Source organism: Nocardia sp. NPDC006630, from assembly GCF_040611495.1.
GTDB lineage: Bacteria > Actinomycetota > Actinomycetes > Mycobacteriales > Mycobacteriaceae > Nocardia.
In genome coordinates this window covers 15961-32012 of record NZ_JBEXOK010000018.1, presented here as the reverse complement: position 1 = coordinate 32012, position 16052 = coordinate 15961, and the positions used below count along the sequence as shown (strand labels likewise).

Sequence of the window (16052 nt, the reverse complement as noted above, 5' to 3'; positions counted from 1 at the left end):
AACACGTTCTAGTTTGGTTCGAGAGGACACTATGACCACCGTCGACGTACCGCACAGCTCACGATCAGCCGTGCTGCGGGTCTCCGCGGTCATCAATGAGACGGCCGATTCCTGTTCGCTGGTATTCGACGTCCCCGAGGACCTCCGCGAACGCTTCAGCTACCTGCCGGGGCAGTTCCTGACCCTGCGCATCCCCAGCGACCGCACCGGGTCCGTGGCCCGCTGCTACTCGCTCGCCAGCTCACCGCACACCGACGACAAGCCCAAGGTGACGGTCAAGCGCACCGTCGACGGGTACGCGTCGAACTGGGTGTGCGACAACCTGATCGCGGGCAGTGAGATCGAAGTACTGCCGCCCTCCGGCATTTTCACGCCCAAGAACCTCGATACCGACCTGCTGCTGTTCGCGGCCGGGTCCGGAGTCACGCCGATCATGTCGATCCTCAAGTCCGCGCTCGCGCGCGGCAGCGGGCGCATCGTCGTGGTGTACGCCAACCGCGACCACGCCTCGGTGATCTTCGCCAACGAACTGCGCGAACTCGCCGGCAAGCATCCGCAGCGGGTCGCCGTCATCCACTGGCTGGAGAATCTGCAGGGGCTGCCGTCCGTCGACGCGCTCGCCACGCTCACCGCGCCCTACGCCGGGTACGAGGCCTTCATGTGCGGGCCCAAGCCGTTCATGGACTGCGTGCACGACGCGCTCGCACAGCTCGGGGTGCCGCGCAGCCGCACCCACGCCGAGATCTTCAACTCGCTCGCCGGTGATCCGTTCGCCGATGTGGCGCCGGCCGAGATCACCGCGGAGGAAGCCGCGGACGCGGCCACCGTCGAGGTCGAACTCGACGGCGAGACACACGAACTCAGCTGGCCGCGCAGCCAGACGCTGGTGGACATCATGCTGTCCAAGGGCCTCGATGTGCCCTACTCCTGCCTCGAGGGCGAGTGCGGATCCTGCGCGTGCACGGTGCTCGACGGTGAGGTGGAGATGGGGAATTCCGAGATCCTGGATCCCGAGGACATCGCCAACGGGTACATCCTGGGGTGCCAGGCGCGCCCGGTGACCGATCACCTCAAAATCCAGTTCTGAGACCCGACTCTCCGGACATATCGGCCGCCGCGTCAGGGACGCGGCGGCCGATTCCCGTTGCGGGACAGGAATACTCGGGCACGGGGGCTCGGGGCGAAGCCCCCGAGAGGTGGGAACCCTCAGTAGGCCGAGAAGACGTTCGAGATGGAGCCGTAGCGGTGCGCGGCGTAGTTGCAGGCGGCCGAGATGTTGGCGACCGGGTCGTAGATGTCCCAGGACGTGCCGTCGACGTGGTACGCCTGGAATGTCGGGTCGATGACCTGCAGCAGGCCCTTGGACGGGATGCCGGCGGCGGCATTGGAGTCGTAGAGGTTGATCGCCTGCGGGTTACCGCCCGACTCCCGCTGGATATTGCGGAAGATGCCGTCGTAGTCGCCGGGGATGCCGTGCTGACCCATGACGTACAGGGCGTTCTTGATCCAGCCGTCCAGATTGTTCTCGAAGACCGGCGGCAGTAGGTCCGAATACGGCGCGGGCAGCGTCTGGACGAAACTCCGGACCGCATCCTGCTGCGGCTGCGGCAGGTTCTCGGCGTACTGCTGGGCCTGCTCAGCGGGCTGCTGCAGCTCCGGCGGCACACCGGGCACCTCCGCGGCGGCCTGGACGGGCACTACCGCGAGGGCGGCGAGGATGGCGAGGGGAAACAGTTTTCGCAATGCAATGACCTGCTGACTTGTGTTGTGAACACCGCCGCCGGCTGCGTCTCGTGTTGCGGGGAGATTCCGCATGGAGGTCGAGTACGCCTGGCTATAACCGAACGTGCGGTCTGTTCCTGACAAGTCACAGAATGATTGCGCCACATGAACATAAACTTAACTACAGATGAACACACGGTGCAGGGTCTCGAGAGGCCGCTCACCAGGATCGCTATCAGCGCTGATCAGCGCAGGGATCTATAGTGCGCCCGCTGCTCCGCCGGGAGGTGTTCTGTGGCGTAGCTCAAAGCTGTCCGGCCCATCGCGGGTGCGTGCGCATCGAGAAAACCGGTGAGAATCGACCGATCCACCCGCTTGCCGATCTCGCGCAGCATCCAGCCGACGGCCTTCTGAATCAGATCGCGCTTGTCCGAGAGCAGTCGCTCACACAACTCGATCGTGGTACCGGCATCACCGGCCTTGATGAATGCGAAACTCGACAGCAGCGCCACCCGCCGCTGCCACAGCGATTCCTGCTCCGCCAACTCGAATAGCAATGCGCGCGGCCGCTCCAGCAACCACGGCCCCACAATGAACTCCGCTGAAGCATCCACCAGATCCCAGTTGTTCACGCGCCCCCGCCGCACCGCGGCCAGATACAACTCGACGATCTGCTCCTGCCGGGCGATATCCGCGCCCCGCTTGCGCATGGCCCGCGCCATCTCCCCATTCAAAATCACCAAACCCGCCAGCCGATGCTCATGCACCGCACTGTCGAGCAACACATCGATCTCCGAAAGCGGCAACCCGGCGAACGGCTTCACCACCGCCCGCATCTTCGGCACCCGCACCCCGATGAATACATCCCCCGCCCCGTACTCCCCCGGCCCGGTCTTGAAGAACCGCTGCAACTGCACCGCATCCACGGCATCGGCGACTTTCCCCAATTCGCCCTGCACCGCCGCCGCCGTCAATTCACCCATCACACCATGATCGAGCACCCCACCGACAAGAATTCGCACCCGCGCCGATCAATTCGGCGGCGGCGCCGGATCATTCAGCCCGCGCGCCGCCCGCTCCCAGCTGCGGCGGACACGTCGGCTGCCCTTTGTGCCGTGGAACGGCACTCGGCCTCAAGCGGTTTCGGCCGCGGCCTGTAACAGCACCTCGCCGAATTTGCGCATATGTTCGGGGCCGCCGTACCAGGCGGCGATCAGATCTACTGCGGCGGCGCGGGTGCGGCGGGCTGCCTGGGTCAATTCGGGGACGGCGCCTTCGGCTTCGGCGGCCTGGGCTGCTACATCGAGGTCGTGGCTGGCGACCAGCAGGCTCATGATGTGGTGCAGATCGATATTGGGGGCGTCCTCGGCGCGGAATTCGCGGGCTCGGGCGGCATCGGGGTTCGGGGACGGTTCGGGCAGTTCGGGTTCCGGGGCGGCGCGGCGGTGAGAGGGCTCCGGGTCCGGGGCGGCGCGGCGCGGGCTCGCGTCGAGATCGGGGGCGGCGCGATGCGCTGACGAGTCGAGATCGGGGGCGGCGCGGCGGGGAACCGAATCGGCGGGCACGCGGCGGACAGGGGTGTCCACGTCGGTCGCCGTGCGGTGCGCGGACATATCGAAATCCGGAGTGCTGAGTCGCGGAGTGGAATCGAGATCCGGCGCGGCGCGGCGCGGCGCGGAATCGAGATCCGGGGCAGCGCGGCGCGGCGCGGAATCGAGGTCCGGGGCAGCGCGGCGCGGAATCGACTCGAGTTCCGAGGTGCTCAGTCGCGGCGTGGAATCCAGATCGGGGGCGGCGCGGCGGGGTGAGGCGTCGAGATCGGCCGACCACTGCGGGACGGCGTCCAGATTCTGCACCGAACGGCGGATCGGCGAATCCACCTCGGGGGCGCTGCGGCGGTTCACCGGGGCCGACCACTGCACCGGCTGTTCCTGCTGGTCCAGGCTGGTACGGCCGAGCATGGCGTGATTACCGGTGTCGACGCCGGTCAGCACCGGGTTCGGCGAACCGCCCGGGTCGGCGGTGTCCGGGTGAGTGAGACGGTAGCTCTCCTGACGAGAGTTCGGGGACGAACCCAGCCCGTTGGTGTAATCGGCATCCATGGGCGACATTCTTACCGTCCCACCGCAGCCCGTGCGAGTCGGGCTGCGGCGAAAGCGATTCACGAGCAACGGTATTGGGGGATTGACTGTTATCGGCAGTTCGTCGGGGCCGGTTCACCGCGCAAACGGGCATCCAACCAGGCCAGAGCGGACGGCATACCGAGCACCGCGGCGGACAGGTGTTCCGGTGATCCGTTCATATCCATATCCAGGGTCACCCCGGCCGCACAGTAGCGGTGATCGGTATCGACTATGGCATCCACCGGGATCAGCGGATCACTCGGCGAATGCCACTCGAACACCGGCATATTCGGAATGCCGTCATAGAGCTCGAGACTGTTCTCCTCCAGGACGCCCCGCACCGCCGGATCATCGATCATCGAAGTGCTGGCGGCGAATTCGCCGGCGCTGTGACCCGCGCCGACGGCCATGATCTCATTGGTGCAACCATTGGCCATGGCATTGCGCGCCGCCAGGCCCCGCTGATTCATCTGCGTACTGATCGGCAGCCGATCCGGATACTCCCGTTCCAGGCCGATCGCCGCCGCCATCGCCAGTCCGAACGCCGGATGTGATTGCATGCCAAGCGAATTCACCATCTTCAGCAGACTCATCGGGACACCGCCCTCGGCCGCACCGGCAATGTGCAGTTCGGGTGCGTAGGTCGATGCCATGGCCGCCGCCCAGGCCGTCGCCATCCCGCCGCCGGAATATCCGGCCATTGCCACCGGGCTGTTGGCCGCCTGCAGTGCCGGCAGCCGCTGCACCGCGCGAATACCGTCCAGGGTGATCTGGCCACCCAATTTGGCCGCACCGTAGGCGACGTTCGGGCCCAGGTGGTCGGGCAGGGCCACCGACCAGCCGCGCCGCAGCGCCACATTCAGGGCGACGGATTCCTTCACGAACAGATTCGGGTCCGTCGTGTACAGCACCCGCGATACCGCGCACTGGGCGCCCAGACCATTGATGATGTGCTGATAGGACAGCACCGGGCCGTCCGGGCGATGCTCCCGCGGCGTCAGCACCGTGGTGACGGCGGCGATCGGCGCACCCTCGGAGCTGGTGGAGCGGAACTTGATCATGGTGACGGTGGTGTCCGGGAAGTAGAACAGCGGCGGCATGACTCGCGAATCCAGGACATCACCGGGACTGTGACTCGCCATATCGGCGGGCTGCGCATAGAACGGGTCCGGATCCGCGACGGGATAGATGGGCTCCGCCGACGCCGCCGGGGCGACGGCCACGATCACCAGCCCCACGGTGAGCACACCGCAGTAGCCGAGTATTCGTGGCAACCATTTGGCCCTCATCAGTTCCTCCACGACAGATTGCAGTGCTCGCACCGGATTACATCCCGAAACGAGTGTCGTGTGGATTGCATTCAGAGTGTGCAGCGACACGCCAGCAAACATTCAGCCCGGCCGTGTCAGCCCAGGTGTGTCATCCCCGCCGCGACCACCTGCGCCACATTGAAGATCTCATCGCCGGTCGGGATCGGCACACCGTCGAGGGCATGCAGCCGATCGGTGCTGGCAATGGCGAACATGGCCGAAACCCACGCGGCCGCACAGGCGCGCAATGTGCCCGGTTGCACCGGGCCCGGCGCACTGGCCTGCAACACCCGCGCGGTCACATCCAGCAGCTGATCACGCATGCGGCGCAACTGTTTACGCACATCCGGATGGGTATCGGCCTCACGCCACATGATGACGCGCAATACCGAGGAGTGATTGTCGCGCAGATTCAGCGCGGCATCCAGATTCACCAGACTCTTCGCCGGATCACCCGGGGCGACAACGGATTCGATGTCATCGATGGGAGCGGCGGGGACGCGTTCGGCCATGAGTGCCGACAGAATCGCATCCTTGGTCGGAAAGTAGTAGAAGACAAGGCCTTTGGGGACGTCGGCCCCGGCGGCAATGGCAGCCGTCGGGGTCGCGTCGAATCCCTGTGCCGCGAACAGTTTCTCCGCGGCATCGAGAATGAGCTGACGGGCGTCGCCGTCGAGTCTCCGGGTCCGGCGACGCCCCGCTCCGGGTCGATGCATCTGCATCAGTGATGTGTCACCGTATGCAGCCGGCCCGACACCGCCGGCACTGCCGCGAGTCCGATCACCGCGGTCAGCGCACCGGCCACCCACGCGGTCCACGAGGCACCGGTGTAGTCATGGAAATTCATCACCCACGGGGAGATGAACAGCAGCGCGCCGAGCACGACCATCGCGTATTGGGCGGTGCCGGTGAGGGCGTTGGCGAGATGGCCGAGACCGGTGAGGGCGATGAGTACGCCGAGCACGATCAGGGTCCACATGGCGCGATCACTATGGGCAACCCAGAGGGAAGACAGAGCGGTGTACGCGCCGAGTACGACGGCCACCGCATCCTGGGTGCGGCTCTCGGTGAACATGGGGTGCCTCCTTCAAGGCTGAGAACTGAGAATATGTCCTACTTACCGGTTTAGTCCTGATTGACCGCCCGATCAATAAATACTCGGCTACGATTCAGCAGCTGATCGGATGTGGTGCGTGACACAGCGTCAAGCCCCCTCCGGAACCGATATGGTGTGCGATATGTCGCACTCGGTAGAACACGTTCTAATTGTTGGCGCGGGACTGGCCGGCCTGAGAACCGCCGAGGAGCTGCGACACGCAGGTTACGACGGGGAACTGACCCTCCTCGGCGACGAAGACCGCGCACCCTACGACCGGCCGCCGCTGTCCAAACAGTTCGTCCGCGGCGAGCTCGACGACACCGCCCTGCGGCCCGCCGAATTCTTCCAGGAAATGCGCATCGGCCTGCGGCTCGGCGTGGCCGCCACCGGCGTCGACACCGGCGCCCGGCAGGTCACGCTCAGCGACGGCAGCACGCTCGGCTACGACCGGCTCGTCATCGCCACCGGACTGCGGCCCCGGCGCATTCCCAGCTTCCCGCAGGCCCGCGGCGTCCACGTGCTGCGCACCCACGACGACGCCGCCGGACTGCGCGAGCACCTCGGCACCGCACAGCGCGCCGTGGTCATCGGGGCCGGATTCATCGGCTGCGAACTCACCGCAAGCTTCCGCGCGCGCGGCGTGGACGTCGTCCTCGTCGAACCGCAGCCCACTCCCCTGGCCGCCGCCCTCGGCGAGCAGATCGGCGCACTGGTGGCGCGCATGCACCGCGAGGAGGGCGTCGACGTGCGCTGCGGTGTCGGTGTCGAGGCGCTGCTCACCACCCACGATGCTGCGAATGACGTTCCGGCTCAGGCGAATACCACCGGAGACAGCGCGCCCGAGGAGACGGCCGTACGCGGCGTCCGGCTGAGCGACGGCAGCGTCGTCGACGCCGACCTGGTGGTGGTCGGCGTGGGCTCCGTGCCGGTCACCGACTGGCTCGCCGAATCTGGCATCCCGCTGGCAGCGCCTGCCGACGGCGGCGGCGTGCTCACCGACGAGGTCGGCCGCACCGGGGTGGACGGCGTCTGGGCGGTCGGCGATGTGGCCGCCTGGCGGCTCGGCACCGGCCGCAACAGGCGGGTCGAGCACTGGACCAATGCGGGCGAGCAGGCGAAAACTCTCGCCTACGCCCTGCTCGGCGTGGATCATCCTGCCGCCGTGCATGTTCCGTACGTGTGGAGTGATCAGTACAACGTGAAGATCCAGGTGCTCGGCAGCCCCGGCCTCGCCGACGAGGTCCGGATCATCGAGGACCAGGGGCGTAAGTTCCTCGCCCACCTCTTCCGCGCGGGCACCCTGGTCGCGGTCGTCGGCGCCGGGATGACCGGCAAGGTGATGAAGATGCGCGCACAGCTCGCCGGAGCCCAGCCGGTCTCCTGAGCCCCCGGCCCGAAGAACCCGGCCGACACTTCCGAACCGCGCGGATCCGCGCCGTTCGGCGGCTCATTCCACCCATTGGGCGGACACGGTTCGCGATCGAGGTGCGATGTTCACTACCGTGACAGGTGTGATCGTCGCGCTCATAGACTCCGGACTGGGGATGCTGCCCACGGGGGCGTGGTTGCGGAAACTGCGGCCCGATATCGATCTGCTGCTGATGATGGACCCCGACGGCGCGCCGTGGGGACCGAAACCCGAGCAGTGGGTCACCGAACGCGTGCTCGAAACCGCCCGCACCGCACTGCGCGAGGGCGCGGAAGTCATTGTGGTGCCGTGCAATACGGCCAGTGTCACCTCGCTGGAGCCGCTGCGGGCCGAGGTCGGTCCGGGCGTGCCGGTGATCGGCACCGTGCCCGCCATCAAACCAGCCGCCGCGGCTTGCCGGAAGGTAGCGGTCTGGGCGACCGCGGCTACCACGGCCAGCGCGTACCAGGCCGATCTCATCACCCGGTTCGGTGGCGACGCCGAAATCACCGGAGTCGCGTGCCACGGTCTCGCCGACGCCATCGATCGCGGTGATCTCCCCGCCATCGCCGAAGCGATCACCGGGGCCGCCGGGCGCACTCCGGCGGACACCGAGGGCATCGTCCTCGGCTGCACCCACTATCCGCTCGTCATCGACGCCATTCTGGCCGCGCTACCCCCTGGCATCCGGGTCTTCGACAGTGCCGAAGCCGTGGCCGGGCAGACGCTGCGCCGCATGGACGCCCTCGGCCGGCCGCTGACCGGTACCGCCGCCACCCGCGTCCTCACCAGCAACCGCCCCGGCGAAATGCCCGCCGCCGCAGCCGCTTTCGACTCCGGGCGGCTCCTCGGAGCGACCCTGCGGCCGCTCGGATCCACGCCTTTCGCCTGATCATCGGCCCGCCGCAGGTTTGCCGCGGGCGCATACGGGCAGTCGTGCCATATGAGCACAGAGAGCATGGATACCGCGGGCAACGAGCCCGCAGCAGCGAACACACCGCCGAATGCACAGCCGGCGATACCGGAGCCGGAAGTCCTCGCGGAGCACCGCGAACAGGCGCACAAGATGGCCGAGTCCTACCGCGATGATCGCCCGACGACCGTCCTGCCCGGCAGCGGCGGCATGATCTCCGGAACCGCGATCAGCGACTGGGTCGACAAGGACGGCAACTCGGCCTTCGCCGAGGAGACCGATACCGACCGGCCCCAGAAATAGCGAAAGGGCCGCTCCCCCAAGGGGAACGGCCCTTTCAGTGATTCAGTGGATCAAATCACTTGATGATCTTGGTGACGCGACCGGCACCAACGGTGCGGCCACCCTCACGGATCGCGAAACGCAGGCCCTCTTCCATGGCGACCGGCTGGATGAGCTTGACGCTCATCTCGGTGTTGTCGCCGGGCATGACCATCTCGGTGCCCTCGGGGAGGGTAACGACGCCGGTCACGTCCGTGGTACGGAAGTAGAACTGCGGGCGGTAGTTGTTGAAGAACGGGGTGTGGCGGCCGCCCTCGTCCTTCGACAGGATGTAGGCCTGGCCCTCGAACTCCGTGTGGGGAGTCGTGGTGCCCGGCTTCACGACGACCTGGCCGCGCTCGACATCTTCACGCTTGATGCCACGAACCAGCAGACCGACGTTGTCGCCCGCCTGGCCGTTGTCGAGCAGCTTGCGGAACATCTCGATGCCGGTGATCGTGGTCTTGGTCGTCTTGTCCTTGATGCCGACGATCTCGACCTCTTCGTTGACATTCACGATGCCACGCTCGATACGACCGGTGACGACGGTGCCACGACCGGTGATCGTGAAGACGTCCTCGATCGGCATGAGGAACGGCTTCTCGGTCTCACGAACCGGCTCCGGGATCGACTCGTCGACCGCGTTCATGAGCTCGACGATAGACTCGGTCCACTTCGGGTCGCCCTCGAGCGCCTTCAGGCCGGAGACGCGGATAACCGGGGCATCCTCGTCGAATTCCTGAGCGGCCAGCAGTTCGCGGACCTCCATCTCGACGAGCTCGAGGATTTCCTCGTCGTCGACCATGTCCGACTTGTTCAGCGCGACCAGGATGTAGGGCACGCCGACCTGACGGGCGAGCAGCACGTGCTCGCGAGTCTGCGGCATCGGGCCGTCAGTGGCGGCCACGACCAGGATCGCGCCGTCCATCTGCGCGGCACCGGTGATCATGTTCTTGATGTAGTCGGCGTGGCCGGGGGCGTCTACGTGGGCGTAGTGGCGCTTCTCGGTCTGGTACTCGACGTGGGAGATGTTGATCGTGATACCACGAGCCTTCTCCTCCGGCGCCTTGTCGATCTGGTCGAACGCGAACGCCGCGTTCAGCGTCGGGTACTTGTCAGCCAGCACCTTGGTGATCGCTGCCGTCAGCGTGGTCTTGCCATGGTCGACGTGACCGATGGTGCCGATGTTGACGTGGGGCTTCGTCCGCTCGAACTTCGCCTTCGCCACTGTGGTCCTCCTGGACTAGTTAAGTGCGTGCTTTTTTGCAGCAGTGCGGTGTGTATTACAGGGGGTCGATCTGAAACCGATGAGAGACTACCCAGCGACCGAGTACTCGGTCGCTGTGCTCTACTCGCCGGTTGCCTTGGCGATGATCTCTTTCGCCACGTTGGCCGGAACCTCCGCGTACGAAGCGAACACCATGGAGAAGTTGGCCCGGCCCTGGGTCTTCGACCGCAGGTCACCGATGTAGCCGAACATCTCAGACAGCGGAACCAGCGCCTTGACGATACGGGCACCACTGCGCTCCTCCATGGCCTGGATCTGGCCACGGCGAGAGTTCAGGTCGCCGATCACTTCGCCCATGTAGTCCTCGGGCGTGATGACCTCGACCGCCATGAGCGGCTCGAGAATCACCGGACCGGCCTTGCGGGCCGCTTCCTTGAGGGCGGCGGAACCGGCGATCTTGAACGCCATTTCCGAGGAGTCGACCTCGTGGTAGGCGCCGTCGAGCAGCGCGGCACGCACATTCACCAGCGGGAAGCCGGCCAGCACGCCGTACTGCATGGCGTCCTGGATACCAGCGTCCACGGAAGGGATGTACTCACGCGGAACGCGGCCACCGGTGACCTTGTTCTGGAACTCGTAGGTCGCGCCGTCCTCGGCATCGGTCAACGGCTCCACAGAGATGATCACGCGGGCGAACTGGCCCGAGCCACCGGTCTGCTTCTTGTGGGTGTACTCGTGCTTCTCGACCGTCTTGGTGATGGTCTCGCGGTAAGCGACCTGCGGCTTGCCGATATTGGCCTCGACCTTGAACTCGCGCTTCATGCGGTCCACGTAGATATCGAGCTGGAGCTCGCCCATACCACCGATGATGGTCTGGCCGGTCTCCTGATCGAGCTTCACGTTGAAGGTCGGGTCCTCTTCGGCGAACTTCTGGATCGCGCCGCCGAGCTTCTCCTGATCGGCCTTGGTCTTCGGCTCGATCGCGACCTGGATAACCGGGTCCGGGAAGGTCATGGACTCCAGCACGATCTGGTTCTGCGGATCGCACAGGGTGTCACCCGTGGTGGTGTCCTTGAGGCCGATGACCGCATAAATGTGGCCGGCGACGCCCTCGGGCACCGGGTTCTCCTTGTTGGAGTGCATCTGGAACAGCTTGCCCAGACGCTCCTTCCGGCCCTTGGTCGCATTGATGACCTGGGCGCCGGAATCGACCCGGCCGGAGTACACGCGAATGTAGGTCAGCTTGCCGAAGAAGGGGTGCGTCGCGATCTTGAACGCCAGGGCCGCGAACGGCTCCTCGACGCTCGGACGGCGAGTCAGAACCTGATCTTCCTTGCCCGGAACGTGGCCCGTGACGGACTCCACATCCAGCGGGGTCGGCAGGTAGTCGATGACGGCGTCGAGCATGGGCTGAACGCCCTTGTTCTTGAACGCCGAACCGCACAGCACCGGGTAGAGCTCGGAGTTGACGGTCATCTTGCGGATGGCGCCCTTGATCTCATCGATCGAGAGCTCCTCACCACCGAAGAACTTCTCCAGCAGCGCCTCATCGGACTCGGCGACGGTCTCGAGCAGCTGCTGACGGTAATCAGCGGCCTTCTCGACCAGATCGGCCGGGATCTCGACGACCTCGTACTCTTCGCCGAGCTTGGTCTCGCCGCGCCAGACCTTGGCATTGTTCTCGACCAGGTCGACGATGCCCTCGAAGGAATCCTCGGCGCCGATCGGCAGCTGGATCACCAGCGGGCGCGCGCCCAGACGATCCTTGATGGTCTGCACGGTGTAGTAGAAATCAGCACCGAGCTTGTCCATCTTGTTCACGAAGCAGATACGCGGCACGTCGTACTTATCGGCCTGACGCCACACCTGCTCGGACTGCGGCTCGACACCTTCTTTGCCGTCGAATACGGCAACGGCGCCATCGAGCACCCGGAGCGAACGCTCCACCTCGACGGTGAAGTCGACGTGACCCGGGGTGTCGATGATGTTGATCTGGTTGTTCTTCCAGAAACAGGTCGTCGCGGCCGACGTGATTGTGATGCCGCGTTCCTGCTCCTGCGCCATCCAGTCCATCGTGGCGGCGCCGTCGTGCACCTCACCGATCTTGTACGTGATACCGGTGTAGAAGAGGATGCGTTCGGTGGTGGTCGTCTTACCGGCATCGATGTGGGCCATGATGCCGATGTTGCGGACCTTGTTGAGGTCGGTGAGCACGTCCTGTGCCACGGAAATCTTCCCCGCTCGTAGCTAGTTGGGATCTTCGGGAACGACCCCTGGCGCTCTTTCGAGAATTTCAGCCAGCGGTCATCACGTTGTCAACGCCCGGCGTGGCGCTTGCGTGCCACGCCGGACTGTGACTCGACTCCCGGCACTTCCGAACGGAAAAGCCGGGGGCCGAATCACCAGCGGTAGTGCGCGAACGCCCGGTTGGACTCAGCCATCTTGTGGGTGTCCTCGCGACGCTTCACCGAAGCGCCCAGGCCGTTGCTGGCGTCGAGGAGCTCATTGGCCAGACGCTCGACCATGGTCTTCTCACGACGGGCACGGGAGTAGGTGACCAGCCAGCGCAGCGCCAGGGTGTTGGCGCGGCCCGGACGGACCTCGATCGGCACCTGGTAGGTGGCGCCACCGACGCGGCGGGGCTTCACCTCGAGGGCGGGCTTGACGTTGTCGAGCGCGCGCTTGAGGGTGACGACCGGATCGGTGCCGGTCTTCTCGCGTGCCTGCTCCAGCGCGGCGTAGACGATGCGCTCGGAAGTCGACTTCTTGCCGTCCATCAGGATCTTGTTGACCAGCTGAGTAACCAGCGGGGACCCGTAAACCGGATCGTTGATCAGCGGACGCTTGGGTGCGGGGCCCTTGCGTGGCATATCAGCTCTTCTCCTTCTTGGCGCCGTACTTGCTGCGAGCCTGCTTGCGGTTCTTCACACCCTGGGTGTCGAGCGAACCGCGAATGATCTTGTAGCGCACACCCGGGAGGTCCTTCACTCGACCACCGCGAACGAGCACCATCGAGTGCTCCTGCAGGTTGTGACCCTCACCGGGGATGTAGGCCGTGACCTCGACCGCGCTGGTCAGGCGAACACGCGCGACCTTACGCAGCGCGGAGTTCGGCTTCTTCGGAGTCGTGGTGTACACGCGGGTGCACACGCCACGACGCTGCGGGCTCTCCTTGAGGGCCGCGGTCTTGGTCTTGGTGACCTTGTCGCGACGACCCTTGCGGACCAGCTGGTTGATGGTTGGCATAGACCGGCTTTCCTTATTAGTAACCAGATGTCTGGAACTTCATGTCTTGGTCATTCGAGCTTTCGGCCCAGTTCCCGCGCTATTTCCTCACCACGGGGTCGGGCGTGTCATGCGCAATGCACCGCCCGGTTTCCGGGCATGCTGGGGAGGTCAGCCGCTCTCGCTGGCCTACGTACCGCGCACAAACCTGCCCGAATGCTTCCGGGCACAGCGGTCCACGATACCCGCACCGTTTACAGGGGGCAAAAAGGGGTCCCCACACAGGAGCTGGTAGAGGGGATTATCGAGACAGATTGAGCGTCAACTCCACCAGCTTGCGGGCCGCATCGCACGGATCCGGGTGGTTGGACCCGGCCCGATAGTTGAGCCACCAGCCAACAATCCCCGTGTCGGCGGCGGGTGCGCTGACGCCGCACGAGTCGGGGTCGTTGGGGCGATGTGTTTCGAGTGAGCGGCGACCCTGCACGGTTATGTCGTTGGTCACGTAGTGCAGTTTGTCGTTATTGGCCTTCTCGTTGGCGAGCGAACCCTCTTCGTACCAGTTGAGCGTGATCATGCCGCTGCCCGCGGTGCCGCCCTCGATATCCCACATGCAGACCGCGCCGTTGAAGGACGGGTTCACATAGGTGCCGTCGCCGACGGTCTTGGTGATGTCGTCGAGCGAGACCACATCGCATTCGCGCAGCAGCTTGTCGAAATTGGTATTGATCTTGCCGCCGCTGTCGGTGGTGGTGCCGCCCGCGGGCAGTGCGGTGCCGGGGACCGTCTTGCTGCAGCCGGCGACGGCGGTGGTCAGTGCGAGTACCGCGAGCAGTACCGCGCCGTGGGTCCGCCGCATGCCCATCCCCCTCATCCGAGCCTCTGCACGGTCAGTTCCGCCATCTTGTGGGTGCGGTCGCACGGGTTGCCCAGATTGCCGGAGGAGAACAGGCCGTAGGAGATGGACCATTCGAAGAAGTCGTCGTCCAGCTGCACGGCGAGATCGCAGACGGCGCCGGCCGGGTCGAGGGCCTGGAAGCCCTTCTTGCCGCCGACGTCGATGGTCTGCGGATTGCGGCCGACGCTGGCCACCCAGGCCTTCTCGCGGTCGATGGGACTGCCGCGATAGGAGGCGAAAGTTACGCTGGCCGAGCCCAATCCGGAGGCCTTCCAATTGCAGCCGACCGCGTTCTTGAACACCTGCGAGACATTGCCGAGCCCGCCGAGGTCGCGGACCTCGTCATCGGTGAGGTGGCCGCATTCGCCGACGAACGGGCCCAGCGTCGCCACTTTGGGCGGTGGCCGCAGTCCGGTGGTGTTGTCCGAATCGCTCTTTCCGCCGCACGCCGACAGCAGCAGCGCGAGGCTCAACCCCGTGACGATCGCCGACGTGATCCGCATGCCCCGACTCTAACGTGCACTCCGCGGCCGGGCCCGTTTCGCGGCGTCCGCGTGCTCGGTTCCGGGGCGGCGACAAGGCATGAATCAGGCAATTCGGCTATAGCTCAGAGGTTTCCGCGGGCCTCCTGCTCGCGTTCGATCGCCTGGAACAGCGCTTTGAAATTGCCTTTGCCGAAACCGAGGGAGCCGTGGCGTTCGATGAGTTCGAAGAAGACGGTGGGCCGGTCGGTGATGGGCTTGCAGAAGATCTGCAGCAGATAGCCGTCCTCGTCGCGGTCGACGAGGATGCCGCGGGACTGCAGGGCCTCGGCGGGGACCCGGACGTGGCCGATGCGGGCGCGCAGTTCTGGGTCCTCGTAGTAGGTGTCGGGGGTGTCGAGGAATTCGATGCCCTCGCGGCGCAGGGTGTCGACAGCGGTGAGGATGTCGCCGGTGGCGAGGGCGATGTGCTGGACGCCGGGGCCGCGGTAGAACTCCAGGTATTCGTCGATCTGGGATTTCTTGCGGCTCACGGCCGGTTCGTTGAGCGGGAATTTGACGCGGTGGTTGCCGTTGGCGACCACCTTGCTCATGAGGGCGGAGTAGTCGGTGGCGATATCGTCGCCGACGAATTCGGCCATGTTCTCGAAACCCATGACGCGGCGGTAGAACTCGACCCAGGTATCCATCTGCCCGAGTTCGACATTGCCGACGACGTGGTCGATGGCCTGGAAGATCCGCTTCGGTGCGCCCTCGCGGGGCTCGTACTCGGAGTGGCGGGCGACGAACCCCGGCAGATAGGGGCCGTCGTAGCGGGAGCGGTCGATGAGGGTGTGCCGGGTTTCGCCGTAGGTGGCGAGGGCGGCGGAGCGGACGGTGCCGTGCTCGTCGGTATCGTCGTGCGGCTCTACCAGAATGGTGGCGCCGTGGGTACGCGCCCAGGTGATGCAGCGGTCCACGTCCGGGACCTCGAGGGCGATATCGGTGATGCCGTCCCCGTGCCGGTCGTGATGGGCCACCAGCGGGCTGCCGGGGTCCACCGCACCGCACACCACGAAGCGGGCGCTGCCGCTGCGCAGCACATAGGCCTTGTGGTCGCGATTGCCGGTTTCGGGACCGGAGTAGGCCTCCAGGCGCATGCCGAAGGCGGACTCCAGGAAGTGCGCGGTCTGGGTGGCATTGCCGACCGCCCAGACCAGTGCGTCCCAGCCGATGACGGGGAAGGGATCGGCGGCCGCGTCATGATCGACCAGGCCGATCAGCCGGCGTAATTCGTCGGACTCCGGTGGCACAACCTCGATGCTCATGTGATCAGCAAATCGC

At 65.7% G+C, this 16052-nt stretch carries 17 protein-coding genes; 4 read left to right on the top strand and 13 right to left on the bottom strand.

Annotated elements, in window-relative coordinates; genetic code table 11:
* Positions 1-31: 31 nt before the first annotated feature.
* Positions 32-1087, top strand: coding sequence for a ferredoxin--NADP reductase (locus tag ABZX86_RS37620; protein WP_355130812.1), 1056 nt, complete (start codon positions 32-34; stop codon positions 1085-1087).
* 119 nt (positions 1088-1206) lie between these two features.
* Here the strand turns inward: ABZX86_RS37620 and ABZX86_RS37615 are convergent, their stop codons facing one another.
* The 6 genes from ABZX86_RS37615 to ABZX86_RS37590 form a co-directional block, all read right to left on the bottom strand.
* Positions 1207-1743, bottom strand: a complete 537-nt coding sequence (locus ABZX86_RS37615) for a transglycosylase SLT domain-containing protein (protein ID WP_355130810.1) — start codon at positions 1741-1743, stop codon at positions 1207-1209.
* Positions 1744-1967: 224 nt separating this feature from the next.
* A complete protein-coding gene (locus ABZX86_RS37610) occupies positions 1968-2705 on the bottom strand; it encodes a DNA alkylation repair protein (protein WP_355130808.1) in 738 nt (245 codons plus the stop codon).
* Positions 2706-2855: 150 nt separating this feature from the next.
* Entirely contained in the window at positions 2856-3824 is a 969-nt protein-coding gene (locus ABZX86_RS37605) for a hypothetical protein (protein ID WP_355130806.1), read from the bottom strand.
* A gap of 89 nt (positions 3825-3913) precedes the next feature.
* A complete protein-coding gene (locus ABZX86_RS37600; protein ID WP_355130804.1) occupies positions 3914-5134 on the bottom strand; it encodes a lipase family protein in 1221 nt (406 codons plus the stop codon).
* A 116-nt stretch (positions 5135-5250) separates the two neighbouring features.
* A complete protein-coding gene (locus ABZX86_RS37595; RefSeq protein ID WP_355130888.1) occupies positions 5251-5871 on the bottom strand; it encodes a helix-turn-helix domain-containing protein in 621 nt (206 codons plus the stop codon).
* A gap of 5 nt (positions 5872-5876) precedes the next feature.
* Positions 5877-6230: an SPW repeat protein gene (locus ABZX86_RS37590; protein ID WP_297610141.1), complete on the bottom strand. Its 354-nt coding sequence runs from the start codon at positions 6228-6230 to the stop codon at positions 5877-5879.
* 163 nt (positions 6231-6393) lie between these two features.
* Here ABZX86_RS37590 and ABZX86_RS37585 point away from each other — a divergent pair, with 163 nt between their 5' ends.
* From ABZX86_RS37585 to ABZX86_RS37575, 3 genes are all read left to right on the top strand, one after another.
* The gene (locus tag ABZX86_RS37585) at positions 6394-7638 is read left to right on the top strand and encodes an FAD/NAD(P)-binding oxidoreductase (RefSeq protein ID WP_355130802.1); all 1245 of its coding nucleotides are present in this window, start codon (positions 6394-6396) and stop codon (positions 7636-7638) included.
* 127 nt (positions 7639-7765) lie between these two features.
* Positions 7766-8554 (top strand): aspartate/glutamate racemase family protein, encoded by a 789-nt coding sequence (locus ABZX86_RS37580; RefSeq protein ID WP_355130886.1) that lies wholly within the window; start codon positions 7766-7768, stop codon positions 8552-8554.
* Positions 8555-8605: 51 nt separating this feature from the next.
* Positions 8606-8878, top strand: a complete 273-nt coding sequence (locus ABZX86_RS37575; RefSeq protein WP_355130800.1) for a hypothetical protein — start codon at positions 8606-8608, stop codon at positions 8876-8878.
* A 55-nt stretch (positions 8879-8933) separates the two neighbouring features.
* On the opposite strand, the gene tuf is transcribed toward ABZX86_RS37575, so the two are convergent.
* From tuf to hppD, 7 genes are all read right to left on the bottom strand, one after another.
* The gene (gene tuf, locus ABZX86_RS37570; RefSeq protein WP_327142348.1) at positions 8934-10124 is read right to left on the bottom strand and encodes an elongation factor Tu; all 1191 of its coding nucleotides are present in this window, start codon (positions 10122-10124) and stop codon (positions 8934-8936) included.
* A gap of 120 nt (positions 10125-10244) precedes the next feature.
* Positions 10245-12350, bottom strand: coding sequence for an elongation factor G (fusA, locus tag ABZX86_RS37565; RefSeq protein WP_355130798.1), 2106 nt, complete (start codon positions 12348-12350; stop codon positions 10245-10247).
* A 173-nt stretch (positions 12351-12523) separates the two neighbouring features.
* Complete coding sequence (rpsG, locus tag ABZX86_RS37560; RefSeq protein WP_297627059.1) at positions 12524-12994, bottom strand: 30S ribosomal protein S7; 471 nt, start codon at positions 12992-12994, stop codon at positions 12524-12526.
* Position 12995: 1 nt separating this feature from the next.
* Positions 12996-13370 carry a 30S ribosomal protein S12 gene (gene rpsL / locus ABZX86_RS37555; protein WP_297627061.1) on the bottom strand — a complete coding sequence of 125 codons (375 nt, stop codon included), beginning with the start codon at positions 13368-13370 and terminating at the stop codon, positions 12996-12998.
* Between the two features lie 280 nt (positions 13371-13650).
* Entirely contained in the window at positions 13651-14208 is a 558-nt protein-coding gene (locus ABZX86_RS37550) for a DUF3558 domain-containing protein (RefSeq protein ID WP_355130795.1), read from the bottom strand.
* A gap of 11 nt (positions 14209-14219) precedes the next feature.
* A complete protein-coding gene (locus tag ABZX86_RS37545; RefSeq protein WP_327142351.1) occupies positions 14220-14750 on the bottom strand; it encodes a DUF3558 domain-containing protein in 531 nt (176 codons plus the stop codon).
* Positions 14751-14854: 104 nt separating this feature from the next.
* Complete coding sequence (hppD, locus tag ABZX86_RS37540) at positions 14855-16036, bottom strand: 4-hydroxyphenylpyruvate dioxygenase (RefSeq protein ID WP_355130793.1); 1182 nt, start codon at positions 16034-16036, stop codon at positions 14855-14857.
* Between the last annotated feature and the right edge of the window lie 16 nt (positions 16037-16052).